The following is a 24,946-nucleotide window of genomic DNA, read 5'->3' on the forward strand; positions in this document are numbered from 1 at the left end:
AAATCGCACGATTTCAGTCCAAATGACTCAGGTGGAGATTGCCCCTCTCCAACACCTGCCTACCAACTATAGATCGGGGTGAAAAGGGGAAAATTGGGGCAAAAAGGGGCAAGAGAACCCAATTCGCCGCAAAAACGATATGAATCAGGGCAGAAGCCAGGCCACGAGCACAGAGTGCACGCAACCAGCTTTGCAATTTTCGGGGTGAATCGAGGAAAATGCGGCGGGCACCGCAAGCCCAGCCCAAAGTCAGGTTACGGCTGCGCGAATCCAGACGGGGGCAAAAAGCGACTCTCTGGCCTTCACCCCCCACAAGCGGCCCGCAAGCCATTCCATCGTGTCCGACGACCGCAGATGGTCGGCGCCCGGAACCGGCGGTTGCCACAACGGCGCAAAAATCAGATCGGCATCACCAACGAGCCAGACCTGACCCTGTCCAATGCGGCAGAAAGCAACACGGCGCGCGCCGAAACGGCGGCACCCGTCCGGCAGCGCCTCAAAGGCACCAGCGCTGAACAAGCGAAGACGCGCCCCGTCGACATCGACCGATACCGGCGCCTCATCACCCGGCGGCGCCGCGCCGAGCGTCACTCCCCAATGGTCGAGCAGCGGCGTCAACAGGCTCGTCACAGGCGGATTGCGCGGATCGCCAAGCGGATAGATCGTCGGCCATCCGGAAAGCGCGTCAGCCAGAATGACGGCCCGGCCGCCACCACGAACAAAACTGTCGATCGCCACCAGTTCGACCGGAGCCAACGCACGCGGGTGAGCGATCAACAGCGCGCCGCCGGGTGGCGGCACTTGCTCGACCAGACTGTCGACCAGCCGCACCGGACCCGCCGCCTGTAACCGGAGCAGCGCCGGATCCTCCTCCGCACCCGCGCGAACCATGGCGGACAAGTCGCCGCCACCTGCCCAGCGCAAAGGCAATCCGGTCAACATCGTCACCGGCGGCGCACCCACCGCAGCCGGCGGAGCACGATAAAGTGCGGCGAGCCCGACATGGGAAAAAAGGAACCAGCCGACAGCCAGACAAAAGGCCGCGACTATCCTTACCGCCCTGCCCCGCGCGCGATACTGGACGATCGCGTCCGCCAGCCACCCAACCACAACGACCGAACATGCCACCAAGGCAAGTTGCCCAACCGCGCCGCTCGATGCCAACGTCGCGACCGATACCGCCTGCCCCGCAGCGACCGCCAATGCGACGAACAAGATGCCGCGCCAGCGATGCTGCCGCCCCTGCCCCCGCTGCAACCAACCGAACAGGAGCATCGGCGGAAACAGCCAGGGCACAACAAGTGCAGGGTCGACGCGTCCAAGCAAGGATTGCCCGCCCGCGAACCATCCCAACAGACCGATCGTCACGGCCGCCGCAACGACGTGCAGTGCAGAACGCAATTTCGCCATCATTCCTTTTTGGACTGGCGCGCGCGTTCGAGTTCGGGATCGGGCTCGAGGTCGGGAACGGTGGCCGGAGCCGGCACCGGCGCCGTCTGCGGCACCTTTACCGTGGTCGCGGCATTTTCATCCTTCGACACCGGCTGTACGCCCAGTTCCTCCAGCGGCGCGCTCGCGCTCTTGCCTTCCTCGCCGGGCATTTTCACCTGGCTTGCCGCAGCGGCATCTTCGGTCGCGCGCTCGCGGGCTCGGTCGCCGATCACGCCCGCCATGCCAACGAGCAGCAGCACCGTCAGTACGCCGGCTATGCCGATTTGCAGCCGTCGCATACCATCATGGACCGGCATGATCGGCGGCTGAGGATTCGGCCGCGCATCCTTCATGCTGCGTTCTCCGCCAACCCCTTGCTGGCCAACCATTCAGGATTGTAAAGTGTCGACAAATAGCGAAAGCCACTGTCGCAAAGAATGGTCGCGATCCGCTTTCCCGGCCCCAGCTCTCGCGCCAGCGCCATCGCACCGGCGACATTGATGCCCGACGACAGTCCCAGGCACAGCCCCTCTTCAGCCAGCAACCGGCGAACGACCGCCAATCCCTCGGCATCCGAAATCCGGAACTGCGTATCGATCGGTGCGCCATCGAGGTTGGCGGTGATGCGGTTCTGGCCAATGCCCTCCGCAACGCTCGACCCTTCGGCCTTGAGCTCGCCGCACTTGTAATAATTATAGAGGCCCGCGCCATGCGGATCGGTCAGCGCGACGACGATATCGGGGTTTTTCGCCTTCAACCCCAAACCCGTGCCGGCAATCGTCCCCCCGGTCCCCGCGGCGCAGGTGAAACCGTCGATCCGGCCGTCCATTTGATCCCAGATTTCCTCTGCGGTCCCGCACACATGCGCTTTCCGGTTGGCGATATTATCGAATTGGTTCGCCCAGATCGCATTGTCGGTTTCCTCGGCAATGCGGCGCGAGGTGTGGACGAAGTGCCCGGGGTTAGCAAAAGGCGCCGGAGGGACCAGCACCAGTTCCGCTCCCAACGCCCGGATCGTCGCCATTTTTTCCGCGCTCTGATTGTCGGGCATCACGATGATGGTCCGATATCCAAGCGCGTTGCCGACCAGCGCCAGCCCGATCCCGGTATTCCCGGCCGTCCCCTCGACGATCGTACCGCCGGGGCGCAACAGGCCATTCGCTTCGGCGTCGCGAACGATGTAAAGGGCGGCGCGATCCTTCACTGACCCGCCGGGGTTGGCATATTCGCACTTGCCCCATATTTCGCAGCCGGTTTCCTCGCTCGGACCTTTCAACAGTACGAGCGGCGTGTTGCCGATAAGTTCCAGGCTGTTTGCAGCAATCATCATGCCCATGATCTAGGGCGCCGTCCGCAACGCCGCAAGACAGCTTCGCTTGTCGCGCGCCATGCCACGCTTTTCGACCAACGGCGCCCCAGCCCCGACCAAAACAGCGTCGAAATCCGCGGCAAAGCTTGAAATCGTGACAGTATAACATTACTGCCCCGCCGCGACCCGTGCTCGAATCCAGGATTTTACCGATGCGCCTCCTTTGCTCTGCCGGCTTCACTCTCGCTCTCATGCTGTCCGCCCCCGCCTATGCGCAGGACCGCCCCGCCGCCGGCAGCGATGATGACATCCACACCGGCGAGCCGATCATCGTGACGGCCCCCTATGTCCGCAGCCTCGACATTCTGGGCAATGTGTCGGTGCTGGAAGGCGATGAACTGGCCCGCGACATGCGCGGACAGATCGGGGACAGCCTGACCCGTCAGCCCGGCGTGTCCGCGACCAGCTTTGCCCCCGGCGCCTCGCGCCCCGTCCTTCGCGGCTTTTCGGGCGAGCGCGTACGGGTGCTGACCGACGGCATCGGGTCGATCGATGTATCGAACACATCGGCCGACCACGCCGTGACCATCGATCCCCTGACCGTCGAGCGCGTCGAAATCCTGCGCGGTCCAGCCGTGTTGCTGTTTGGCAGCCAGGCAATTGGCGGCGCGGTCAATTTGTTCGACCGCCGCATTCCCCGCAAGGTTCCGACCGATCATGTCCATATCGACGCCATCGGCGGTTATGCGACCGCTGCCGACGACCGCAATGTCGGCGCATCGATCGACGTGGCCCTGAGCCCGCAGGTCGTCGCTCACCTCGACGGAAGCTGGCGCAAGAGCGGCGACGTCCGCGTCGGGGGCTTCACCCTTGCGCCGGGGCTGCGCGGCGAATTGCTGGACCTGGCGGCCGAGGAACGCGAAGAAGGCCATGCCGACGAGGCGGCCGAACTGACCGAAACCGCAAACGCGCGCGGCAAGGTCGCAAACACCGCCAGCGAAACCTGGACTGTTGCGGGCGGCCTGGCCCTGATCAACGATGGCGGCCAATTGGGCGTCTCGCTGGCCTATATCGACAGCCGTTATGGCGTACCCAGCCGCCCTGGTGCCGAACACCATCATGATGACGGCGGTGCGGACGAGGACGAACATGGCGAAGGACCGGTGACGATCGGCCTGAAGCAATGGCGCGCCGACCTGCGCGGCGAGGTCGAACTGGGCGATGGCTTGTTCGACAAACTTCGCCTGCGCGCGGGTTTCGTCGACTATGAACATACCGAATTCGAAGGCGATGAAGTCGGCACCGTCTTTACCAACCAGGGTTTTGAGGGCAGGCTCGAGCTCGCACAGAATGACCGCGGCGGCTGGCGCGGCGCCAGCGGCGTCCAGTTTTCGCACCGCGATTTCAACGCCGTCGGCGCCGAAGCCTTTGTTCCGCGCAACCTGACCGATCAGTTCGCGCTTTTCACGCTTCAGGAATGGACGCTGGGTCGGCTCGGGCTCGAAGCCGCCGCCCGTTACGAAAAGACCGATGTGCGCGCGCCCACCCTGGCGCTCGCACGAGATTTCGGTACCTTTTCCGGCGCGCTTGGCGCCAGTTACGCGCTTGCCGAGGGCGTCAAGGTCAGCGTATCCGGCGCGCGCGCCGTGCGCGCCCCTTCGGCCGAAGAGCTGTTCTCGAACGGCCCGCACATCGCCACCCAATCCTTCGAGATCGGGAACCCGAACCTGAAACGCGAAGCGAGCTGGGGAGCCGAAGCGTCGATCCGGTTCAAGAGCGATGGGATCAACCTGGCGCTGACCGGATATGCAAACTGGTTCGACAATTTCATCTATTCGGCCGCAACCGGCGCCGAAGAAGACGAGTTGCCGGTGTTTCAATATTTCCAGCGCGACGCCAAGGTCTGGGGCTTCGAAGCCGAAGCAAGCGCCCGACTGGCACAGATCGGTGGTTTCAATATCGTCGGCGACGTGACCGCCGACATGACGCGGGCGGAAATTCGCGGCGGCATCAACGAGCATGTCCCGCGTATCCCGCCGCTGCGCGTCCTGGGCGGACTGGAAGCGCAGGGCGAGCGGATCGATGCCCGTGCCGAAGTCGAATGGACCGACAGCCAGACGCGGATCGCGCCGTTCGAAACGCCCACCAAGGGCTTTACGCTGGTCAACGCCTCGATCAGCTGGCGCCCTCTGCCCGACAGCCGTAATCTCACGCTCTCGCTTGCTGCGAACAATATCTTCGACGTCGACGCCCGTCGTCACGCAAGCTTTACGAAGGACTATGTCCCGCTGGCCGGACGTGACATCCGCCTGACGGCGCGCGCCAGCTTCTGACACGCATCTGCCGGGTCACGGAAAGTCCGGGCCAAGACAAGACGGCGGCGCTCCCTCGGCAAAGGCCGGGGGCGCTACCATTTGGACGCGCGATCGGTTCGAATAATCGAAAGGCCAGAGACAGCCTCTGACGGCGGATCAGTGCGGTAGCAGCTTGCGTTTTCGCCAATAGATGGACGTTGCGGCAGCGTAAGCGCCGACCTTTTCCCAAACGCCCGATTCGACCTTGTCGATGTCGATGCCTTCCTCGGTATAGGCCTGCACAATCTTCAGAATCTGCGGTTCGCTCATATCCTCGGAAAGATCGGGATTCGTCCCCCCCGGTCCAAAATCGAGCGCCTTGTCGACGACCAGAGGCGACATCCCCACTTTGCCTAGATCGACCGCAAGCCATTCGCGCGAAGCCCGCGCGAGGCTGTAATCGAAATAATCGCCTTGCTGTTCCTTGGCGATACCATGCTCCGTCGCGCATTTTTCGACGATACCGGAAAGCTGCCGAAACAGGTCGTCACGGGTCGCATCATCCGTGGCACCGATCATCGCATTGCCGATCGCTGCCCGCTGGTCAGCGGACGCGCTCAACACCGGGCAGTCAAGCGCCGCTCCGTCCTGCGCCAACGCCGCGCCCGGCTGCGCCGCCAGTATCAGCGCAGCCGATGCCACCATCCATTTGTTCATGATCCCCTCCCCCAATATGCCCCGTCAGGACAGCATCGCCATCCCGCCGTTCACGTGCAACGTCTGACCGGTGACATAGCCTGCCTCTTTCGAGGCGAGATAGACGACCGCTGCCGCAATATCGCTTCCTTCGCCCATCCGGCCGGCCGGGATACGCTGGTTCAGCGCTTCTTTTTGCGCGTCGGGAAGATCGGCAGTCATCGCGGTCGCGATGAAACCCGGCGCAACGCAGTTCACGGTGACGCCGCGGCTTGCAAGTTCCTGAGCCAGTGCCTTAGTCATCCCCGTGACCCCGGCCTTGGACGCCGCATAATTGGCCTGCCCCGGATTGCCGGTCGCCCCGACGACGCTGGTGATCGAGATGATGCGACCGAAGCGCGCCTTCATCATCGGCTTGGCGGCGGCGCGCGCGAGACGGAAATTGGCTTCGAGGTTGATGCGGATGACGTCCATCCACTCCTCGTCCTTCATGCGCAGGATCAGATTGTCGCGCGTCACCCCCGCATTGTTCACGAGGATGTCGAGCTTGCCGAGCGCCTCGACTGCCGAGGGCACGAGCGCATCGACCGCCGCCGCATCGCCGAGGTTGCACGGCAGCGCAACATGGTCGCCGCCAAGGCCAGCACGAAACGCCTCCAGCTTTTCGGCATTGGATCCCGACACCGCGAGCCGCGCGCCCTGCGCGGCGAGCGCCTGCGCGATGGCCGAGCCGATGCCGCCCGAGGCGCCGGTAACGAGGGCAGTCATGCCGGTGAGATCGAACATCGCTAGTCTCCTGAAAATTCTGAAATCTTAGAGCGTCTTGAGCAGCGCTTCGATGTCGTCCATCGAAATCACGCTGATGGTCTCCACCTCACCCGATGCGCTTCGCTTGACCATCGGCGACAGTACCTTACCGCCAAATTCGACGAACTGGGCAACGCCGATATCTTCCATAGCGCCGACGCTCTCGCGCCAGCGGACGCGGCCGGTAACCTGGCTGACCAGCAGGTCGCGAATTTCAAATGCGTCGCTGACCGGGCTGGCGGTAACATTGGCGACCACGGGCACGAAGGGAGCGGCGGGCGGCGTCGCCGCCAGCGCCTCGGCCATCGCGTCGGCGGCGGGCTGCATCAGCGGACAGTGGAAAGGCGCAGAAACCGGCAGCAGCACGCCGCGCTTGATGCCATAATCCTTGACCAGCGCCACCGCGCGTTCGACCGCATCCTTGTGGCCCGAAATCACCACCTGCGACGGGTCGTTGTCGTTGGCGACGGTACAAACCTCGCCTTCTGCGGCGGCGTCGGCAAGCTTCTGCGCGGTATCGACATCGGCGCCCAGCAGCGCCGCCATCGCGCCGACGCCGACCGGCACCGCCGCCTGCATCGCCCGTCCGCGCGTTTTCAGAAGCCGCGCCGTGGTCGCAACATCGAAGGCCCCGGCGGCGCACAGCGCGCTATATTCGCCAAGGCTGTGCCCCGCGACGTAATCGGCCTTGGCCGCGAGCGTCACCCCGCCTTCCTTTTCCAGCACCCGCAGCGTCGCAAGCGCATTCGCCATGATCGCCGGCTGGGCATTTTCGGTGAGCGTCAACTCGTCGGCGGGACCTTCGCTCATCAGCTTGAAAAGATGCTGACCCAGTGCCTCGTCGACTTCCTGGAACAGCTCGCGCGCGACGCTCGATGCGTCGGCGAGCGCCTTGCCCATACCGACCGATTGGCTGCCCTGACCCGGAAAGATGAATGCGCGCATATCCTTGCCCCTTACTCGTCACCTCCGCACAAGCAGAGGCATTGGCATATCGACTATTTGCACCCCCGCCTTTGCAGGGGCCTTGCGAGCGCGCCTATTCGCTCACCCGGCGCGATGCAAGCCGAAGGGCACGACCTTGTTCGCTATGTCATGTCCGATATCCGCGCGCCCGAGCCAGGCGATCCCGGTCCGCGCGCACCAGCCCCGCGCGATCTCTTCCGCTTCCATTCCGAACGGGCGGTCGTTTTCGGGCACGTCGCTGACCCGCCCCAGCCGGATGCCGGCAAGCCCGCGCGGCGCAAGATAGCTGGCGACGTGGAAAAAGGCGCGGTCGAAGGCGTAGAGATATTCGCTCACCTCCTCGACGATCAGCACATGCCCCGACAGGTCGGGCTCCAGCGGGGTACCGAGAAGCATCGACAGCGTCATCAGATTAAAGGCCGCGTGACGCGCGCCGTGCCGCAGCCCCGCCTCGCACGCCGCCGGGTCGCGCGCGACGAGCCAGTCGAGCGCGCGCATTACCGCCGCATCGCCGCCCGTGCGGCGGACGTCGGCGACCATCGGGCCATGCGCGACATGATCAAACCCGTCACGATAAAGGGCCGCGAGCAGATTGCCCTGATCCGAATAGCCAAGGAACGCCTTGCCGCGCGCGGCCCCGGTCATCGCAGCGACCGCATCCTCGGCGATGCGGCACGCGCCATAACCGCCGCGCGCGAACCAGATCGCGTCGATATCGGGGCGGTTCGCCATCTCGACCAGCGCCGCGAAACGTTGGCCATCCTCTCCCGCAAAATGCCCGGCGACCGCAAAACATTGTTCATCGAACACAAGTTCGAGATCAGGATAGCCAAGACTGGCCAGCGCCCGCACCGCTTCGGCATCGTCGGGCAATATGGGGGTGCTGGGGGCGACTATTCCTATACGCATGCGTCCCCATATCCCTTTGCATCCAGCGAAGTCGAGATGTCCTTCGGCATCACGTCTTTCCAAAGGGCGCCCCGACTTCGCTCGACACGAACGGAAATTGGGGCGAGTGCCGGTTGCAAACCCTTCGCCAAGCCCATATCGCGCCGCCATGGCCGAAAACAAATCCTATTTCTTCTGCGGTATCGGCGGATCGGGCATGTTGCCGCTCGCAATGATCGTCGCGGCGCGCGGGGCACAGGTTGCCGGATCGGATCGCAGCCGTGATCAAGGCCGATCGCGGAACAAATTCGACTGGATCGAAGGCCGCGGCATCGCTCTGTTCCCGCAGGACGGCAGCGGCGTTGCCGCCGGGCAGGCGCTCGTCGCTTCGGCAGCGGTCGAGGACAGCGTGCCCGACGTTGCCGCCGCCAATGCGCTCGGCCTCCCCCGCATGACGCGCGCCGAGTTGAACGCTGCGCTGTTTAATGCCGCCGACAAGGCGGTCGGCGTCGGCGGCACCAGCGGCAAATCGACCGTCACCGCCATGATCGGTTGGATTCTCGAAAGCGTCGGCCGCGAGCCCACGGTGATGAACGGCGCGGTGATGCGCAATTTCGTGAACGAAGAAACGCCCTTTGCCAGTGCGCTCATCGGCGATGCAGCCACCTATGTCAGCGAGGTCGACGAAAGCGACGGATCGATCGCGCTGTACCGCCCCGACGTTGCAGTCGTCACCAACATCAGCCTCGACCACAAGAGCCTGGCCGAACTGCACCAATTGTTTGGCGATTTCGCCGCCAAGGCGCGGATCGCGGTTATCAACGCCGACGACCCCGAATCCGCGCCACTGCTTGGCGGTGACAATGTCATCCGCTTCGGCTTTTCAGAGGCCGCGGCGGTGCGCGGCAGCGATTTCGAGGCGCAACCCGACGGCTGCCGCTTCACCGTTCACTTCGCCGGCGACACCCATGCGGCGCGGCTGCGGATGCCGGGGCGTCACAATGCAATGAACGCGCTGACGGCGATTGCCGCGGCGCGCGCGCTCAACATTTCGGTTGCACAATCCGTCGCGGCGCTGACGGATTTCGCGGGCCTCGCCCGCCGCTACGAAATATTGGGCCAGGCAAGCGGTGTTACGGTCATCGACGATTTCGCGCACAACCCCGACAAGGTCGCCGCGACCCTGGCCGCGGCCGCCGAACTGCCGGGCCGCACGCTGATCTTTTTCCAGCCGCATGGCTATGGGCCGCTCCGCCAGATGGGCAAGGAGTTGGCCGCGAGCTTCGCGCGCGGCCTGCGCCCCGGCGACCGGCTGTTCGTCTGCGACCCCGTCTATTTTGGCGGCACCGTCGACCGCAGCATCGGAAGCGAGGCGCTGGCCGCCGACGTGATCGCTGGCGGCGGGGATGCCCTCCACCTTGCGACCCGTACCGAATGCGGCGATGCGATCGTCGCCGAAGCAAAGTCCGGCGACCGGATCCTGGTGCTGGGTGCGCGCGACGACACGCTAACGGAATTCGGGCTGGATCTGCTGGAAAAGCTGGCCGTTCGCGCTTGATTCTTTCGCACGAATCTGTATAGGCGCCCGCATCGGGGCGAGGCTCTTTGGCCATCGCCCCGTTTGCTTTGCACCAATTTTGCGAAGCAAGGACGACAGCCGGAGGGGTGACGCGATTGGCGCGGCACCAGCGATCGGCCAAATCGAAGGAAGCGCATCATGCCGTTTTACGAGCATGTTTTTATCGCGCGTCAGGACCTGAGCCAGGCTCAGGTCGATGCGCTGGCGGAAACCGTCACCAACGTCATCGGCGAATTCAAGGGCACGGTCCACAAGACCGAGACCTGGGGCCTGAAGCAGCTCGCCTACAAGATCCAGAAGAACCGCAAGGGTCATTATGTGATGTTGTCGGCTGAAGTCTCGGGCGAAGCCATCGCCGAGATCGAGCGCCAGGCCGCGATCAACGAAGATATCCTCCGCTGGTTGACCATCCGCGTCGACGAACTCGAAAAGGGTCCGTCGGTCATGATGCGCAAGCAGGAACGTCGTGGCGGCCGTGGCCGTGACCGCGACAGCGAAGACTAAGGAGAAAGACCCATGGCACGACCCTTTTTCCGTCGCCGCAAGACCTGCCCCTTCAGCCAGAAGGATGCACCGGTCATCGATTACAAGGACGTCCGTCTGCTCCAGGGCTATCTGTCGGAGCGCGGCAAGATCGTCCCGTCGCGGATCACCGCGGTGTCCACCAAGAAGCAGCGTGAGCTGGCCAAGGCGATCAAGCGCGCCCGCCACATCGGCCTGCTGCCCTACATTGTGAAGTAAGGAGGGCTGGTCCGATGGAAATCATCCTGCTCGAACGTATCGAGAAACTCGGCGGTATCGGCGACGTCGTCACCGTCAAGAACGGCTTTGCCCGTAACTATCTGCTGCCGAACAACAAGGCGCTTCGTGCCAACGAAGCCAACCGCAAGCTGTTCGAAGCGAACCGCGCGAAGATCGAGGCCGACAACGCCGAACGCCGCACCGATGCCCAGGGCCGCGCCAAGGACATCGACGGCAAGCAGGTCGTCCTGATCCGTCAGGCGTCGAACACCGGCCAGCTTTACGGTTCGGTTTCGGTGCGCGACATCGTCGATGCGCTGGCCGATGACGGCGTCAAGGGCGTCAGCAAGGCGATGGTCGAGCTGGAACGCCCGATCAAGTCGCTCGGCCTCGTCGACATCAAGGTGAAGCTGCACCCCGAAGTCGTCGTGACCGTCAGCGTCAACGTCGCGCGCTCGCCCGACGAAGCCGAAATGCAGAAGCAGGGCATCGACGTCATCGCCGCCATGTTCGAAGAAGAACAGGCTGCGGTCGCCGCTGCTGCACTGGAACCCGACAGCGAAGACGAATTCGAAGAGGGCACGCCCCCGTCGGAAGTCGCCGCAGAGGAAGCTCCGGCTGCGGACGAGGGCGAAGAGGCTTAAGCCCTTCTCTCTCCCACAAGAAAAGAGGCTCCGGAACCCAACGTTCCGGAGCCTTTTCTTTTGCCCATTGCCTCAAAGCCGCGGCGAAGCCTTGCGAAAGCCACGCCCGCAACAGCGGCGGGGCGCTCGCCGTTCAATAGCCCATCAGGCTCAGCACTTCCTTGCGGCTGCGTTCATCGTCGAGGAAACAACCGAGCATCCGGCTCGTCACCATCCCGACACCGGGCGTCCGCACGCCGCGCCCCGTCATGCAGCCATGCTGGGCATCGATGACGACCGCCACCCCATGCGGCTGGAGATGGTCCCAGATGCACTGGGCGACTTCGGCGGTCAGGCGCTCCTGAACCTGCAGGCGGCGCGCGTAGCCGTTCAAGACCCGCGCCAGCTTTGAAATGCCAACCACGCGATCCTTGGGCAGATAGGCGATCGATGCCTTGCCGGTGATCGGCGCCATATGATGTTCGCAATGCGACTGGAAGGGAATGTCGCGCAGCAGCACGACCTCGTCATACCCCCCCACTTCTTCAAAGGTGCGCGACAGGTGGACCGACGGGTCTTCGCCATAGCCCTGGCAATATTCTTTCCACGCCCGCGCGACGCGCCTCGGGGTGTCACGAAGCCCCTCGCGCACCGGGTCGTCGCCCGTCCATTCCAGAAGCGTTCGCACCGCTTCCAATACTCGCTCTGGTACAACGACCTTGCCGTCCGGTCCCACTTCAACTTCGGTCATCATACCGCTTTCACTGTTGCCAACATGCCGCACATTTCGCGGCGAACGGGCCGATTAGCAAGGCCATCCGGACAAATTTTTCCAGTGGCTTCCCAAGATGACGTTGCGGAATCCTGATCTTTTCCAACTTCGGGACAGTCGTTATTTTCCGTACCTTTCGGTTCAGAATAAGTGACTTGACGCTTTCGTTAACTAGGCGCACCTTCGTTGCATTACAGAACCCGTCGAAACGGGTCGTAATCCGGAGAGACCGGCGATGTCCCCGACGCCGGTGGGAGAGGACAATGACCAGCAAGGCTGGCAGGTGGGATCAAATCAATCGCCCGGCGGTTCCGGGCCGACACCCCTTACCCTGCACGGGCCGCACCATCTGGCGAAGTCCCTTCCCATGACCTGAAAATCCATTTGGGCGGCTCCGCAATCGCGGTGCCGAAAGAGGGAGGATATAAATGAAGTTCAAGGCACTGATTGGCACGTCGGTTCTCGCCGTGGCGGTGGCGACCCCCGCCTACGCACAGGGCAGCGGCGATACCGATGCATTTGGCAGCGAAATCGTCGTCACGGCACAGCGCCAATCCGAACGGTTGCAAGATGTGCCGATCGCGGTCAGCGCCTTTTCCAGCGAAGCGCTGGAAGCGCAGCAGATCGAGAACAGTTCCGACCTGCAGTTGACCCTGCCCAATATCACCTTCACCAAAACGAATTTCACCTCGTCCAGCTTCACCATTCGCGGCATCGGCGATCTGTGCGTCGGCGTCACCTGCGATCAGGCAACCGCCATCCACCTCAACGGATCACCGCTGTTTCAGACCCGGCTTTTCGAAACCGAATTTTTCGACCTTGAACGCGTCGAAGTGCTGCGCGGCCCACAGGGCACCTTGTTCGGGCGCAGCGCGACGTCGGGTGTGGTCAACGTCGTGACCGCCAAGCCACGCATGGGCTCCTTCGAGGCCGCCGTCGATGCCGAATATGGCAATTACGACGCGATCAAGGTGAAAGGGATGGTCAATATCCCGCTGGGCGACACCTTCGCCGCCCGCGTTGCGGGGGTCTATGTCAACCGCGACGGCTATACCAAGAATCTGTTCAACGACACCCGGATTGACGGCCGCGATCTCTATTCGGTGCGCGGGTCGCTCCGCTGGGAACCCACATCCGACACGGTGGTCGATTTCATGGGGTCCTATTTCCGCGAAAAGGATGACCGTCTGCGCATCCAGAAACAGCGGTGCCAGCGCGACCCGACCGGCGTGCTCGGCTGTCTCAACAATCGCCGCGATGCCGCAGCGACGAACGGAAATTCAACGCTGGCGTCGATCTTTGCATCGCGCGAGCTGTTCGCGATCCAGGGCCTGCCGACCGCGCTTGCGCTTGGCAGCCTCTATGGCACCGATTTCTATCACAACGCCGTGGTGCCAGAGGATGCCCGAACGGTAAGCACCGCCTTCACGCCCGAATATTTCACCAGCGAGCTGACCTTCGAAGGGCGCATCCAGCATGATTTCGGCGGCCTTTCGGCCCAGCTTTCCGGTTCCTATCAGAAGATCAAGGTCGACTCGCGCAACGACTACAACCTCGCGGTGGGCGACCGCAGCCTTTATGCTGGCGCGCTGAACACCCTGGCCTTTTTCGCCGCGAACGGGGTCCCGACCGGACTTCCCGCCCCGGCCCCGGCATTCGTTCCGGGATCGGCCGCCTATTTCGCACCGATTGCCGCGGCCTTGATGCCCAACGGCCCCGCAGGCCAGCTCTGCACGTCGGATACCGATCCCACGGGTCTTGGTGCCTATGGCGGCAACCGCATTTGCAGCGACCAAGCGCTGCAATATGATCGATCGAACCAGACGGGCAATGCCTGGTCGGCCGAACTGATCCTCAACAGCGACTTTGACGGAATGTTCAACTTCCTTGCCGGCGCCATCTACGCCCGGTCGAACACGACGGAAAACAGCTATTATGTCAACGCCTTCGGCCTTGACTATGCCTCGGGTATTCTGGGGTCCTTTTCGACCTTCGCCGCCGGCCTTCCGCCCGCGCATCTCGGCCAGTCCTTCTTCCGGAACAATACATCGGACTTTTCGCTGAAGTCCTACGGCCTGTTCGGCGAAGCCTATTTCGAGTTCAACGACCGCCTGAAGCTCACACTCGGCGCACGGTACAACAATGACCGCAAATATGTTCAGGCACGCTCCATCCTGCTAAGCTCGAACGGCAATCTTCTGGTTCCGTACAATCAGACCGGCACCATTTACGACAGCCCCTTGGCCGCCCTGTTCGATGCCGATCCCTTTACCACCTGTACCGCGGCATCGCCGGTCGGCGCCGTCGGATCGGCCGCCGGTTGCGAGGTTTTCCAGGAACGCTCGGTCAAGTTCGACAAGCTCACCGGCCGTGCGGTGCTCGATTTCAAGGTGACCGAAGACAATCTGCTCTACGCTTCCTATTCGCGCGGCTATAAATCGGGCGGCATCAATCCGCCGCTTCAGGCCAGCACGGGCGTTCGCGAAAGCTTCCGCCCCGAACAGGTCGACGCCTTTGAAATCGGTTCGAAAAACACCTTTGGCGGCGGAGCGCTACAGCTGAACCTGACGGCCTTCTACTACAAATATAAGGACCTTCAGCTCAGCCGGATCGTGTCACGCACGGCGGTCAACGACAATATCAATGCCGACATCTGGGGCGCCGAGGTGGAAGCCATCATCCGTCCTGATCCCAAGATGATGGTCAACATCGGCTTCAGCTATCTGCAAAGCAAGGTGAAGGGGGACACCTTCTTCTCCAACACCCGCGATTTCGGTGGCGGACGCTCTGACGCGGTGATCATCAAGGATATCACCAATGCGTCGAACTGCGCCGTGGCCTCGACATCGGGCAGCGTCGCTGGGGTCAATGGCTATGTCAATCAGGTCAATGCGCTGATCAATGCCGGTGCCTTTGCCGGAAACGGTGTACGCGGCGGCGCCGGGCTGCAGGGCACCAGCCCCTTCCCTGCGGACGGCGGCATTGCCTCCACCGGGGCGTACAGCATCTGTGGCATTCTGGCAGCAGCAGCGCCCACCGTCGGCGCCGCCTTTGGCGGGGTCCAGGTGTTCAGTGCCGGCATTCCGGTCAATATCAAGGGCAACGAACTGCCGCAGGCGCCCAATCTGAAGTTCTCGGCCGGCGCGCAATACCGGTTCGACTTCGCCAGCGGGATGAGCCTGGTACCGCGTTTCGATATTGCCTATACGGGCGAAAGCTACGGCAGCATTTTCAACGGCAATGTCAACAAGATCAAGGGCTACGCCCAGGTCAACACACAGGTCCAGCTCAACGGCGACAATGACCGCTGGTACGTCCGGGCCTATGTCCAGAACCTGTTCGACAGCAACTCGACCACCGGACTTTACGTGACCGACCAGTCGTCAGGCCTGTTCACGAACATCTTCACGCTGGAACCGCGCCGTTACGGCATCGGCGTCGGCGCGAAATTCTAGTCACCCGGCAATCGACGGAAAAAACCCCGGCCTCTCGACACGAGGGGCCGGGGTTTTCCTTTGTCGAAACGGGGGGCAGAGGGCCAGTCGGCCGCCCTGCCCCACCAGATCAGAATTTGAAGCGAACCGTGCCGCCATAGGTGCGCGGCTGGCTGGGATAGCCCGACACGCTGCCCGATTGGGCGACCGCATTGAAGATGGTCGTCAGATATTGCGCGTTGGTGAGATTGCGTCCCCACACACCGACTTCCAGCCCGTTGGTCAGGGCCAGCGTAAAGGATGCGTTGAGCTGGTTGACCTCGCGCTTCAGATTCTGGGCGATGCTGGCCGGAAGACCCAGCAGCCCATCGACAATCTGCGTCGGGCTTTCATACTGATAGTCCGCATGCAGGATCGCCCGGGTACCGCCCGCGAACTCGTGGGTATAGGTTCCGCCGAGCGACATCGACAATTCCGGGACGCCCGCCGGCTTCTTTCCCGAAAGATCGCCGAAGGCCGACCCCGTAAAGCTGTCGTACTTGGCATCGAGATAGGTCATGGCAAGCGTCAGGTTCAGCCCGTCGACCGGTCGCACCGAGCCATCAAACTCGATCCCAAAGGTCGACTGTTTGCCAGCATTGACCAGAACGAATCCAGTGCCGCTGAACACGTTCGACTGGAACCCCTTGATCGACTGTTTGAACACCGCAAGGTTCAGTGCGGCAACCGACCACTGCGCCTTCAGGCCAGCCTCATATACCTCGGACTCCTCAGGCGCCGCAAAGCGCGAACCCGACACAAGGTTCGGCGTCGCAAGCCCCGCCGCGCGGATCGCAGGCAGGTCGGCCGCCAGCGGTCGGCTGTCACGCGACAGATTGACCGAGCTGGCCTTAAAGCCTGTCGCATAGGTCGCATAGACATTGACGGTATCGGTCAGTTCATAGGCCAGGCGCGCGCTCCACGCGAGATCGCTGTCCCGCGTCTTGCCGGGTTCCACGGCGTTCGGCACGTTCAGGAACGGCGGCAGGAACTGAAAGGCCTTGAGGCCGTTCAGCGGGTTCGCCGCCGGGTTGTTCTGGTTGTTGTTGGCATTGGTCTGCGCAGCGGCGGACAATGCCGCGAATGTGGCCTGATTGCTGCCCGCAAATGCCGCAATTTCCGCCGCCGTTGCCGGGCGGCCGAGATTCAGGCCCTGCGTGCCGCCGACAAGTTGCGCCAAGCCGCCCTGGAAGAGCAGTTGATTGCGGAAAGGCGCATAGGCAGCAGCGTCCAGATTGATACCCGAAAAGACATCGCTGCTCGTCACATCGGTCGAGAAATCCTTGCGATCCTTGGTATAGTTGGCGCCGACCGACAGCCGCAGCCGGTCGGTGACGTCGAAATCGACGGTTCCGAAAATCGACCAGGCGGTATTTTTCATGCGATAGGCTTCGTCGAAGCCGTCACGGGCCCGGAAGAACGCACCCGTATATTTTCCAGGATTGCCTTCAAGGGAGCCGAGCGTGGTTTCCAGCATCCCGACATTCAATGCGTTGCCGCTGGCGGCACGGATCAGCGCATCGCCGTATTGGCGGAAATGCGCACCGAAACGCAGGTCATTCTGCTGATCGATCTTTTCATGGAAATAATAGCCGCCGACCAGGAAATTCACCGGACCATCGAAATCCGAGGTCAGGCGCAGTTCCTGCGTAAAGGTGTCGATGTCCAGATCCTGGCTGTTTTCACCGATCAGGTCGGCCGCGGTAAAATCGGAATCCTGATTGGTCAGCGCGCGAACCTGACGATAGGCACTGATCGACGTCAACGCCATGTTGCCAAGGTCGTAATCGATCTGCGCCGACCCGCCATAATTCTTGATATTATTCGACGACAGGACGTTATTGTACACGTTGTAGGAGAAGGGTTTGTTGGCATCGACGCTCGGCCCGCCAACGATGGCATTGGTGATGGAAATCGTCGGTCCCGCAATGACATTGCCCGCGATGCAGCAATTTTCATCGATCTTGTCATAGTCGGCGATCAAACGGATCGAGAGCGCATCCGTCGGTTCGAACAGCAACTGGCCGCGCACGCCCCAGCGGTTGCGATCATTGACGTCCCTGTCGAGGTTCAGGTCCTGCGCATAACCGTCGCGGCGGTTGAAATTGCCGCCGATCGAGAAGGCCACAGTGTCGCTGATGGGGCCGGTGACATTGCCCTTTACGGTGATCGCATTATAGTTTCCGTACGTCGCCTCGACCGCCCCACCGAATTCATACTGCGGCTTCTGTGTCACGATGCTGATGACACCCGCCGACGCATTTTTCCCGAACAGCGTGGATTGAGGCCCGCGAAGAACCTCGACACGCTCAAGATTGGGCAGGTCGCCGATCTGCGCCGCCGAACGCGAACGATAGACACCGTCGATGAACACGCCGACCGACGGTTCGATCCCGGCATTGTTCGCGCCATTGCCGAAACCGCGGATGATGAAATTGGTGTTGGCGCTTGACTGAAGCTGCGACACGCGAAGGCTGGGAACCGCCGATTGCAGGTCGATCAGGTCGCGGACCTGTGCATTTTGTATCTCGGCCGCCGTCGTTACCGAAACGGCGATCGGGGTGTCCTGCAGCGTTTCCGAGCGCTTGCTGGCGGTTACGATGATTTCATTGCCATAGTCGGTATCATTGGCGGCGGGTTCCGCGTCCTGAGCGAAAGCATGAACCGGAGTCATGCCGACACACAGGGCAGTGGCACCCAGGAGAATATTCCGCAAACTCATCATCAATCCTCTCTCCAAAGCGGCAGAATCCCTCCGCCTGAAGATCTGGGGGAGAGTATTCGACCGACAAGCAGGCCGGTGTAATCGGCCCTTTCACCGCGTCAATCGGGGGTCAGCGGCTAGCTAACTTTTCGCCTATCTAGTGACAAAAAGGCAACAGCTACGGTAAGTTAGCTGGCTTGGAGAGTTTAATTAGCGTGCCGTAGCGTCATTCGTGCGCCGCAAGAAATTCCGCGATGGCATCGACCGCGGCAACCTCGTTCAGGAGCGGCGCATGGCCGACTCCTGGGACTTCGGTAAAGCGCATACGCGGTGCACGCCGCTGCATCTTCGCGGCCGTTTCGGCCGACAATATGTCGGACAGAGCCCCGCGCAGCAGCAGGACAGGCCGCCTGCGCGCCAGGTTCAGGAACAACAGCCACGCCAGCAACGACCGGGGTTTGGGCGGCTTGGCCTTGATCGGCGCAGCGATCGCCGCGTCATAATCGGCGACGATGGCTTCAGCTTCGTCGACAACAAATCCGCGCTCCGCCAGGCTGCGCCATTCGGTGTCCGACAGATCTGGAAAGGCGGCGGCGCTGACCCGCTTCAGATAGGCCGCCGCGTCGTCCCAATCGCGGATCACGGGCACATCGCCGGCATAGCCCGCAATTCGCGCCAACCCTTCTTTCGCAATCTCCGGCCCGATATCGTTCAGTATCGCGCCGGCGACCGCCCGCGAGCGGAACATCGCGACCATCATCGTGATCAACCCGCCCATCGACGTACCCAGGAAATGGGCGCGGGCGATTCCCAGATCATCCATCATCGCCAGCATATCGCGGGCATAGACGGGCGGGCGATATTGCATGGGATCGGGGCTGCGCTGCGAACGGCCGCGTCCGCGGACATCGACCGCCAGCACGCGCCGCCCCTGCGCCGCGATCATCGGCGCCACTTCCTCGAAATCACGGCTGTTGCGGGTCAGGCCATGAATGCAGATCACCGGAAGCCGCGCGTCCCCCGCATCGGCCGAATAATCACGGGCGTATAGCGAAATGCCGTCGGCCGCACGCCAGCGGCGTTCCACGAAATCCGCCATGGTCAGAACCGATATTCCGCCGAAAAGCGGACGGTACGCGGCGGCCCGTAAAACCCGATCACCGACTGACCAAATTGGTTCGACGGGAAATTATATCCGCCGGTGCGATAGCGCACATCGAACAGGTTGCGGCCATGGACGCCAAAGCGCCAATGATCATCGTCCGATGTCCAGGTGACGCTGAGGTCAACCAGTTCGAAACCATCCTGGTCGATCGACGGAATCGGCACTTCGAACAGGTGAACGTCGCTGCGCATCGACAGCGACGGCTGCACGGCGATCCGGCCGCCCGCGAAATCGCCCTGCCAGTTGACCGAAATGCTGCCGGTAAACTTGGGCGTATTCTGGAACCGCCGCAGGTCGGCGACGTCCACCGTCTTGCCCGTCGCCAGATCATAGACCAGGAATTCGTTGAACTTCGCGTTGATGTAGCCAAAGCTGACATTCGCGCTGAAATTGCGGCTGAGGACCGCCGCCGCTTCGAGTTCCAGACCATAGATGCGCGAGCTGCCGACATTGTCGACAAAGCTGACCACGCCCGGCGGGGGCGTAACCTTGGGCACCTGGGTCGTCACTTGCTGGCCCTGATAGTCCGTATAGAAAAATGCTGTGTTCAGGCGCAGCTGACCGTCCAGGAAATCGCCTTTCAATCCCACTTCATAGGAATCGACGATTTCGGAATCATAGCCATCGCGCGTGCTCGGGGTCGCGGTCGCGTCGCCGCGCATATCGAACCCGCCCGATTTGAAACCGCGGCCATATGCGGCGTAAATATTGACATCGTCGCTCGCCTTGTACGTCAGGCTGACGCGCGGGGTAAATTCGTTGAACGTCCGCGCTTCGCGATAGTCGGTCAGTATCTGGGGCACGTTGAACGGCGGCGGCAGCACCGGGACATAGGGCTTCACAAGCGGGCTACCGATCGTGCCGAGGTAATTCGCCTTGAACACCTCTCCCTCCTTACGGTCGCGGGTCCAGCGCGCACCGACCGACAGCTTCAATCGGTCGGACAGGTCAAAATTCACGTCGCCAAAAATCGCAAAGCTCTTGGTATCCACCGATCCGCTGGTCAGCTGGGTCAGCGCGGTCGCAGCCGACGGCCTCGGCACCAGAATGGCTTCAGGCACCAGTCCGCGCCCCAGGATCGTGTCGAACGCACCCTGCGCCGTCGAATCGAGATAATAGACGCCGACGACGCCCTGAACACGGCCCGCCTCGATCAGCGCCTGCAACTCCTGGCTGAACTGATGGTCCTGATAGACCTTGCCGGCCGCGACGATGTCGAGAAAGGGCTGCGGCGTACCGTCGAAGTCGATCCCCGCCCCCTCGGTATAGCCGTCGCGATAGGCCGTGATCGATTTCAGACGCACCGCGTCCGACACCTGCCATTCACCAGTCAGAGAAATCCCCTGGGTAACGACCTTGTTCCGATCGCCTACCCCGGCGAAAGTGTCATATTTGCCAGCCAGCACCGGCGTTCCACTGTTCGGTTCGCGAATTTCGCGATGGCCATGGTTGGCGTTCGAGCGATCCTCTGTCCGATCGGCCGCCAGACGAACGAAGACGTCGTCCGAAGGCGCCAGTTCGACCGAAAGGCGCCCGGCGATCACATCCTTGTTGTTCGTGTCCGCCCCGGTGAAATAATTCCTTCCATAGCCATCGCGGTTGTACCAGGCGAAAGCCCCGCCCACCGAAATCGCGTCAGAAACCGGAACGGCAACCGAAGCCACCAGATTATATTCGTTGAAGCGCCCATATTCGCCGCGAATTTTCCCGCTGACATCATGCCCCAGTCGTTTGGTGACATATTTGACAGCGCCGCCGATCGTGTTCCGGCCATAAAGCGTACCCTGCGGTCCGCGCAGCACCTCGATCCGCTCGATATCGAAAATGTCGAGCACTGCCCCCTGTGGCCGCGCGACATAGACATCATCGACATACAAGCCGACGCCGGGTTCAAAGCCCCACAGGGGGTCCTGCTGCCCAATCCCGCGAATAAACGCCGTCAGTGTCGAATTGGTGCCGCGCGACACCTGCATCGTCAAATTCGGGGTCGAGCGCTGAAGCGCTGTAATATCCGGCGCCCCCTGCTGGTCGAGCGCGTCCCCGCTGAAAGCGGTGACGGAAATCGGGACATCCTGCAGGCTCTCCTCGCGCCGCCGCGCGGTGACGACGATTTCCTCGACCTGCACCGCCCCCGGAGCCGTCGGCTCCGCATCCTGCGCTTGAACAGCCGTCGATACGCCGCAAAAAGCGGTTCCCGCCAACAACACACGCCACATCGCCTTACCGTCGCCCATCGCGCCTCTCCCCTTCATTCATTTTAATTGATACTATATAGTATGAGTTAATGTTCAAAATCATTCCGGTCAATATGATGAATCATCGAATTTTGATCCCATGTCGAACCTGTTTTTCATACGCGCGTTGACCACGGCGCCTCAGCGGCATAGGCAGCAACTATGACCCTGCCCCCCTTGCCGCCCCAACCGGATATCGCCGGCCTCGCACCGGCTGCGGGCAAGCGCGGGCCCAAGCCCAAAATTTCGGCGGAAAGCTGGTTCATTGCAGCGCTGGAGCAGCTTGCGATCGGCGGCGTGGAATCCGTCCGCATCGACCTGCTCGCGGAGCGGATGGGCGTAACGAAAGGGACATTTTATGCCCGCTTCGACAATCGAGAGATCTTTCTGGATGCGCTGGTTGAATATTGGCGCCAGCGCACGTCGATCGGCCTGGTAGCCGAATTGGGGGCAATGGACGGCAGCCCTGGAGACCGGTTGTTGCGCCTGTTCACCATTTCGCAGACCGACCGGGCTCGAACCGGCGCCTGGGTCGAGATCGCGATGCGAACCTGGGCACTGACCGACCCCCGCCCGGCCGCCGCGCTGGCCGAAATCGATCGTCATCGTCTGACCTATTTCGAGTCGGTGTTGCGTGCCAACGGCTTTGCCCAGGATCAGGCGCGCGCGCGCGCCTTCCTGATCTATACCTTCGTGATCGGTGACACGGTGCTGTCGGGCGACCGCGCCACGATGCGCGATATGTGCTCGGCCATTCTGTCCGCGCCCTGACCTCTAGTTGGTCAGGACAAAGGGGATTTCGACCGACCCGCGAACCTGCACCGGTTCGCCCTGACGCAGGGTCGGGCGCCAGCGCCATTTGCGTACCGCATCAAGCGCGGCCGCATCGAGTCGGCCGTGACCGCTGCTTTTGGCCACACCGATGTCGGCGACCTTTCCGTCGGCACCCAGCAAAACCCGCAACACCACCGTTCCCTGTTCTCGCAACCGCCGTGATTCACGCGGATAACGCGGCGGCGGCGCGTGAACCATCGTCGCCGACAGGTCGCCAGCGGCAACCGGGGTCGGCGGCGCCACTGCGGCGGATGCCGCGGGAACAGCGGGCCCTTCATTCGGCGTCGATGCCGGTGGCACCGGTTCGGGCTGGACCTTGACCGGCTGGGGTACGGGGGAAGGCAAGGCAACACGCGGAACGGGAACATGAACCGCGGCGGGTGGCGGCACCGGCTCGACCCGCGGCGGTGGCGGCGTTTCCGGCGGCGGAGGGGGCGGCGGCACGTCGAGGTTCAAGACAACCATGCGCGGCGGCGCCAGTTTCGCTTCGGGAAGTGCACGCTGCACGATCAGCGGGGTCAGCAGGCCCACCGTAATCAGCGCGACCAATCCCGCCGATACGGGATCGAGCCCCCGTCGTCCTTCATAACGCGCCGATGCCGCCCGCCGGTCAATCGGATCGATCCGGATATGCTTCATACACCCCTCGCCAGGATGGACCGATCGATCGACCCGATGTCGGGGCAGCCCGTCAGCGCCATCGCCAGTTCGAGTTCGCCGCGCAGCAGACGCAGCACATGGGCAACCCCCATGGCCCCCGCCGCCGCAAGACCGAACAGCGGCGCGCGTCCGACCATCACAGCATCGGCGCCCAGTGCCAGTGCCCGCAGCACATCGGTTCCGCGCCGTATCCCGCCATCCACGAGCAGGGGAACCGCCCCCGCCACGGCTTTGGCCACGGGCGGCAGCAGGTCGATTGCTGCGGCAACACCGTCGAGCGCGCGGCCGCCATGGTTCGACACAACGATGGCATCCGCACCGGCGTCAAGGGCGCGCCGGGCGTCGTCGGGATCGACAATCCCTTTCAACAGGATTGGCAGCCGGGTCTGTGCCCGCAGCCATTCAATCGCATCCCATCCCGGTGCGGCAGCGGCGAGCGGGGTTCCGAACAGCAAGGCTTCCGGCGGGCCGGGCGGCAAACGCCGCATTCCGGCCAGATTGACCGCCTCCACGCCCGTCGGCAACGCAAATCCGGCGCGCTGTTCGGCATAGCGCATACCGTTGACCGGCGCGTCGACGGTGACGACCAGCGCGCGATATCCTGCGGCCTCGGCCCGCGCGACCAGCGCCGCGGTGAAATCGCGGTCGGGCTGAATATAGAGCTGGAACCATAATGGCGCAGCGGCGGCAGCCGCAATGTCCTCAAGCCGGATGCTCGCCTGGGTGCTGACGACCATCGCAATATCAAGCGCGCCAGCCGCCGCCACACTTGCCAGTTCGCCGTCGGGATGCGCGATGCGCTGATAGGCGACGGGGGCTAGCAGGATCGGCGCCGCCATGTCGCAACCAAGCAGGCGGGTATGGGTCGTGGCGGCCGACAGGTCACGCAGCACCCGCGAACGCAGCGGCAGGCGGTCAAAGGCCGCGCGATTTTCACGCAGGGTCCATTCGTCGCCCGCGCCGCCCGCAAAATAGGCCCAGGCGCCCTTGTTCATCCGCTCGCGCGCAAGCTCCTCATAATCGCAAACAGCGGCGACATGCGGCGGAATCTGGACAAGCGGCGGCGACGTCATGTCGCGGCCCATTCGCGCAGCAGATTGTGATAGACGCCGGTCAGGCGGACGACCTCTTCCCCCGCCGCCTCTATAGCGGCAAGCGCCTGGATGCTTTCATCCAGTTGGAGAAGCACCGAGCGCTTCGTCTGGTCACGCACCAGGCTCTGAATCCAGAAAAAAGAGGCGAAACGCGCACCGCGCGTCACCGGCATCACCTGATGCAGCGAGTTCGACGGGTAAAGCAGCAGATGTCCGGCTGGCAGCTTGATACGCTCGCGCACCATGCCGAATTCCGCGACCAGTTCGCCGCCGTCATAGCTGTCGGGATCGCTGAGGAAGAGGGTGGCCGACAGGTCGCTGCGCACCCGTTCAGGAGATCCCGGCACGCCAAAGATCGCGGCGTCGATGTGGCGCCCATAGGCGCCGCCGCCAGCATAGCAATTGAAGCGCGGAGGCAGAATGCGCAGCGGCAGCGCAGCCGCAACGAAACGCGGCGTCGCCGCCAGCCGTGCGACGATCGCCGCGCCCACCTCGGCTCCCAGCGGATCGTCATCGGCGAGCTGCAAATTGCTTTTGGCTTTTGCCGCGACCGGCCCGGCGGTTCCTGTACCATCGCGCCAGCCCGCCTGTTCCAGCCGCTCACGGATTCCGGCTACCTCCTGGGGTGAGAACAGCGCCGGAATCTCGATGAACATTCTTTTGCCTCCGTCCCCGC

At 62.8% G+C, this 24,946-nt stretch carries 21 protein-coding genes; 7 read left to right on the plus strand and 14 right to left on the minus strand.

Annotation, left to right across the window (positions count from 1 at the left end; all coding sequences use genetic code 11):
* Window positions 1–249: 249 nt before the first annotated feature.
* Genes U0S50_RS12675 through U0S50_RS12685 form a run of 3 tightly spaced genes read right to left on the minus strand, consistent with a single transcriptional unit; the run spans window position 250 to window position 2,761 of the window.
* A complete protein-coding gene (locus U0S50_RS12675; protein ID WP_416194990.1) occupies window positions 250–1,410 on the minus strand; it encodes a hypothetical protein in 1,161 nt (386 codons plus the stop codon).
* Entirely contained in the window at window positions 1,410–1,784 is a 375-nt protein-coding gene (locus U0S50_RS12680) for a hypothetical protein (RefSeq protein WP_322309128.1), read from the minus strand. The genes U0S50_RS12675 and U0S50_RS12680 overlap by 1 nt, the downstream gene beginning before the upstream one ends.
* Window positions 1,781–2,761, minus strand: coding sequence for a cysteine synthase A (locus tag U0S50_RS12685; RefSeq protein WP_322309129.1), 981 nt, complete (start codon window positions 2,759–2,761; stop codon window positions 1,781–1,783). The genes U0S50_RS12680 and U0S50_RS12685 overlap by 4 nt, the downstream gene beginning before the upstream one ends.
* 191 nt (window positions 2,762–2,952) lie before the next feature.
* Between U0S50_RS12685 and U0S50_RS12690 the strand changes: the two genes are divergently transcribed.
* A complete protein-coding gene (locus tag U0S50_RS12690; protein ID WP_322309130.1) occupies window positions 2,953–5,073 on the plus strand; it encodes a TonB-dependent receptor in 2,121 nt (706 codons plus the stop codon).
* 138 nt (window positions 5,074–5,211) lie between these two features.
* On the opposite strand, the gene U0S50_RS12695 is transcribed toward U0S50_RS12690, so the two are convergent.
* The 4 genes from U0S50_RS12695 to U0S50_RS12710 form a co-directional block, all read right to left on the minus strand.
* On the minus strand, window positions 5,212–5,751 hold the full coding sequence (locus U0S50_RS12695; protein WP_322309131.1) for a hypothetical protein: 540 nt from the start codon (window positions 5,749–5,751) through the stop codon (window positions 5,212–5,214).
* Between the two features lie 24 nt (window positions 5,752–5,775).
* The gene (gene fabG / locus U0S50_RS12700) at window positions 5,776–6,516 is read right to left on the minus strand and encodes a 3-oxoacyl-[acyl-carrier-protein] reductase (RefSeq protein WP_322309132.1); all 741 of its coding nucleotides are present in this window, start codon (window positions 6,514–6,516) and stop codon (window positions 5,776–5,778) included.
* A gap of 27 nt (window positions 6,517–6,543) precedes the next feature.
* Window positions 6,544–7,482 (minus strand): ACP S-malonyltransferase, encoded by a 939-nt coding sequence (fabD, locus tag U0S50_RS12705; RefSeq protein ID WP_322309133.1) that lies wholly within the window; start codon window positions 7,480–7,482, stop codon window positions 6,544–6,546.
* A 102-nt stretch (window positions 7,483–7,584) separates the two neighbouring features.
* Window positions 7,585–8,412 carry an LD-carboxypeptidase gene (locus U0S50_RS12710; RefSeq protein WP_322309134.1) on the minus strand — a complete coding sequence of 276 codons (828 nt, stop codon included), beginning with the start codon at window positions 8,410–8,412 and terminating at the stop codon, window positions 7,585–7,587.
* Between the two features lie 148 nt (window positions 8,413–8,560).
* Between U0S50_RS12710 and U0S50_RS12715 the strand changes: the two genes are divergently transcribed.
* The 4 genes from U0S50_RS12715 to rplI all read left to right on the plus strand — a co-directional run bounded on the left by U0S50_RS12715 (window position 8,561) and on the right by rplI (window position 11,355).
* A complete protein-coding gene (locus U0S50_RS12715) occupies window positions 8,561–9,949 on the plus strand; it encodes a Mur ligase family protein (protein WP_322309135.1) in 1,389 nt (462 codons plus the stop codon).
* Window positions 9,950–10,108: 159 nt separating this feature from the next.
* Complete coding sequence (rpsF, locus tag U0S50_RS12720) at window positions 10,109–10,474, plus strand: 30S ribosomal protein S6 (protein ID WP_322309136.1); 366 nt, start codon at window positions 10,109–10,111, stop codon at window positions 10,472–10,474.
* A gap of 12 nt (window positions 10,475–10,486) precedes the next feature.
* Complete coding sequence (gene rpsR, locus U0S50_RS12725) at window positions 10,487–10,711, plus strand: 30S ribosomal protein S18 (protein WP_054588470.1); 225 nt, start codon at window positions 10,487–10,489, stop codon at window positions 10,709–10,711.
* Window positions 10,712–10,725: 14 nt separating this feature from the next.
* Window positions 10,726–11,355, plus strand: a complete 630-nt coding sequence (rplI, locus tag U0S50_RS12730) for a 50S ribosomal protein L9 (RefSeq protein WP_322309137.1) — start codon at window positions 10,726–10,728, stop codon at window positions 11,353–11,355.
* 133 nt (window positions 11,356–11,488) lie between these two features.
* Here the strand turns inward: rplI and folE are convergent, their stop codons facing one another.
* On the minus strand, window positions 11,489–12,088 hold the full coding sequence (folE, locus tag U0S50_RS12735) for a GTP cyclohydrolase I FolE (RefSeq protein ID WP_416194991.1): 600 nt from the start codon (window positions 12,086–12,088) through the stop codon (window positions 11,489–11,491).
* Between the two features lie 446 nt (window positions 12,089–12,534).
* Between folE and U0S50_RS12740 the strand changes: the two genes are divergently transcribed.
* Window positions 12,535–15,561 carry a TonB-dependent receptor gene (locus U0S50_RS12740; protein WP_322309138.1) on the plus strand — a complete coding sequence of 1,009 codons (3,027 nt, stop codon included), beginning with the start codon at window positions 12,535–12,537 and terminating at the stop codon, window positions 15,559–15,561.
* Window positions 15,562–15,670: 109 nt separating this feature from the next.
* Here the strand turns inward: U0S50_RS12740 and U0S50_RS12745 are convergent, their stop codons facing one another.
* From U0S50_RS12745 to U0S50_RS12755, 3 genes are all read right to left on the minus strand, one after another.
* A complete protein-coding gene (locus U0S50_RS12745) occupies window positions 15,671–18,304 on the minus strand; it encodes a TonB-dependent receptor (RefSeq protein WP_322309139.1) in 2,634 nt (877 codons plus the stop codon).
* A 205-nt stretch (window positions 18,305–18,509) separates the two neighbouring features.
* Complete coding sequence (locus tag U0S50_RS12750) at window positions 18,510–19,370, minus strand: alpha/beta fold hydrolase (protein WP_322309140.1); 861 nt, start codon at window positions 19,368–19,370, stop codon at window positions 18,510–18,512.
* A gap of 14 nt (window positions 19,371–19,384) precedes the next feature.
* A complete protein-coding gene (locus U0S50_RS12755; protein ID WP_322309141.1) occupies window positions 19,385–21,682 on the minus strand; it encodes a TonB-dependent receptor in 2,298 nt (765 codons plus the stop codon).
* A 162-nt stretch (window positions 21,683–21,844) separates the two neighbouring features.
* Here U0S50_RS12755 and U0S50_RS12760 point away from each other — a divergent pair, with 162 nt between their 5' ends.
* Window positions 21,845–22,453: a TetR/AcrR family transcriptional regulator gene (locus U0S50_RS12760; RefSeq protein WP_322309142.1), complete on the plus strand. Its 609-nt coding sequence runs from the start codon at window positions 21,845–21,847 to the stop codon at window positions 22,451–22,453.
* A gap of 3 nt (window positions 22,454–22,456) precedes the next feature.
* Here the strand turns inward: U0S50_RS12760 and U0S50_RS12765 are convergent, their stop codons facing one another.
* From U0S50_RS12765 to U0S50_RS12775, 3 genes are read right to left on the minus strand one after another with little or no spacing between them, the layout of a single operon-like run.
* Complete coding sequence (locus U0S50_RS12765) at window positions 22,457–23,155, minus strand: energy transducer TonB (RefSeq protein ID WP_322309143.1); 699 nt, start codon at window positions 23,153–23,155, stop codon at window positions 22,457–22,459.
* Entirely contained in the window at window positions 23,152–24,249 is a 1,098-nt protein-coding gene (locus U0S50_RS12770; RefSeq protein WP_322309144.1) for an alpha-hydroxy acid oxidase, read from the minus strand. The genes U0S50_RS12765 and U0S50_RS12770 overlap by 4 nt, the downstream gene beginning before the upstream one ends.
* Window positions 24,246–24,926 carry a Fe2+-dependent dioxygenase gene (locus U0S50_RS12775; RefSeq protein WP_322309145.1) on the minus strand — a complete coding sequence of 227 codons (681 nt, stop codon included), beginning with the start codon at window positions 24,924–24,926 and terminating at the stop codon, window positions 24,246–24,248. Before U0S50_RS12775 ends, U0S50_RS12770 begins: the two co-directional genes overlap by 4 nt.
* Window positions 24,927–24,946 lie beyond the last annotated feature (20 nt).

The organism is Sphingopyxis sp., from assembly GCF_034380315.1.
GTDB lineage: Bacteria > Pseudomonadota > Alphaproteobacteria > Sphingomonadales > Sphingomonadaceae > Sphingopyxis.

Excerpts from the sequence above, each read along its gene's own strand:
- rpsF (WP_322309136.1), top strand. The coding sequence starts at position 10,109 with ATGCCGTTTTACGAGCATGTTTTTATCGCGCGTCAGGACCTGAGCCAG.
- fabG (WP_322309132.1), bottom strand. The coding sequence starts at position 6,516 with ATGTTCGATCTCACCGGCATGACTGCCCTCGTTACCGGCGCCTCGGGC.
- U0S50_RS12745 (WP_322309139.1), bottom strand. The coding sequence starts at position 18,304 with ATGATGAGTTTGCGGAATATTCTCCTGGGTGCCACTGCCCTGTGTGTC.
- U0S50_RS12695 (WP_322309131.1), bottom strand. The coding sequence starts at position 5,751 with ATGAACAAATGGATGGTGGCATCGGCTGCGCTGATACTGGCGGCGCAG.
- U0S50_RS12760 (WP_322309142.1), top strand. The coding sequence starts at position 21,845 with ATGACCCTGCCCCCCTTGCCGCCCCAACCGGATATCGCCGGCCTCGCA.
- U0S50_RS12675 (WP_416194990.1), bottom strand. The coding sequence starts at position 1,410 with ATGGCGAAATTGCGTTCTGCACTGCACGTCGTTGCGGCGGCCGTGACG.
- rplI (WP_322309137.1), top strand. The coding sequence starts at position 10,726 with ATGGAAATCATCCTGCTCGAACGTATCGAGAAACTCGGCGGTATCGGC.
- U0S50_RS12715 (WP_322309135.1), top strand. The coding sequence starts at position 8,561 with ATGGCCGAAAACAAATCCTATTTCTTCTGCGGTATCGGCGGATCGGGC.
- U0S50_RS12685 (WP_322309129.1), bottom strand. The coding sequence starts at position 2,761 with ATGATGATTGCTGCAAACAGCCTGGAACTTATCGGCAACACGCCGCTC.
- fabD (WP_322309133.1), bottom strand. The coding sequence starts at position 7,482 with ATGCGCGCATTCATCTTTCCGGGTCAGGGCAGCCAATCGGTCGGTATG.
- U0S50_RS12710 (WP_322309134.1), bottom strand. The coding sequence starts at position 8,412 with ATGCGTATAGGAATAGTCGCCCCCAGCACCCCCATATTGCCCGACGAT.
- U0S50_RS12765 (WP_322309143.1), bottom strand. The coding sequence starts at position 23,155 with ATGAAGCATATCCGGATCGATCCGATTGACCGGCGGGCGGCATCGGCG.
- U0S50_RS12740 (WP_322309138.1), top strand. The coding sequence starts at position 12,535 with ATGAAGTTCAAGGCACTGATTGGCACGTCGGTTCTCGCCGTGGCGGTG.
- U0S50_RS12775 (WP_322309145.1), bottom strand. The coding sequence starts at position 24,926 with ATGTTCATCGAGATTCCGGCGCTGTTCTCACCCCAGGAGGTAGCCGGA.
- U0S50_RS12770 (WP_322309144.1), bottom strand. The coding sequence starts at position 24,249 with ATGACGTCGCCGCCGCTTGTCCAGATTCCGCCGCATGTCGCCGCTGTT.
- U0S50_RS12755 (WP_322309141.1), bottom strand. The coding sequence starts at position 21,682 with ATGGGCGACGGTAAGGCGATGTGGCGTGTGTTGTTGGCGGGAACCGCT.
- U0S50_RS12690 (WP_322309130.1), top strand. The coding sequence starts at position 2,953 with ATGCGCCTCCTTTGCTCTGCCGGCTTCACTCTCGCTCTCATGCTGTCC.
- rpsR (WP_054588470.1), top strand. The coding sequence starts at position 10,487 with ATGGCACGACCCTTTTTCCGTCGCCGCAAGACCTGCCCCTTCAGCCAG.
- U0S50_RS12680 (WP_322309128.1), bottom strand. The coding sequence starts at position 1,784 with ATGAAGGATGCGCGGCCGAATCCTCAGCCGCCGATCATGCCGGTCCAT.
- folE (WP_416194991.1), bottom strand. The coding sequence starts at position 12,088 with ATGATGACCGAAGTTGAAGTGGGACCGGACGGCAAGGTCGTTGTACCA.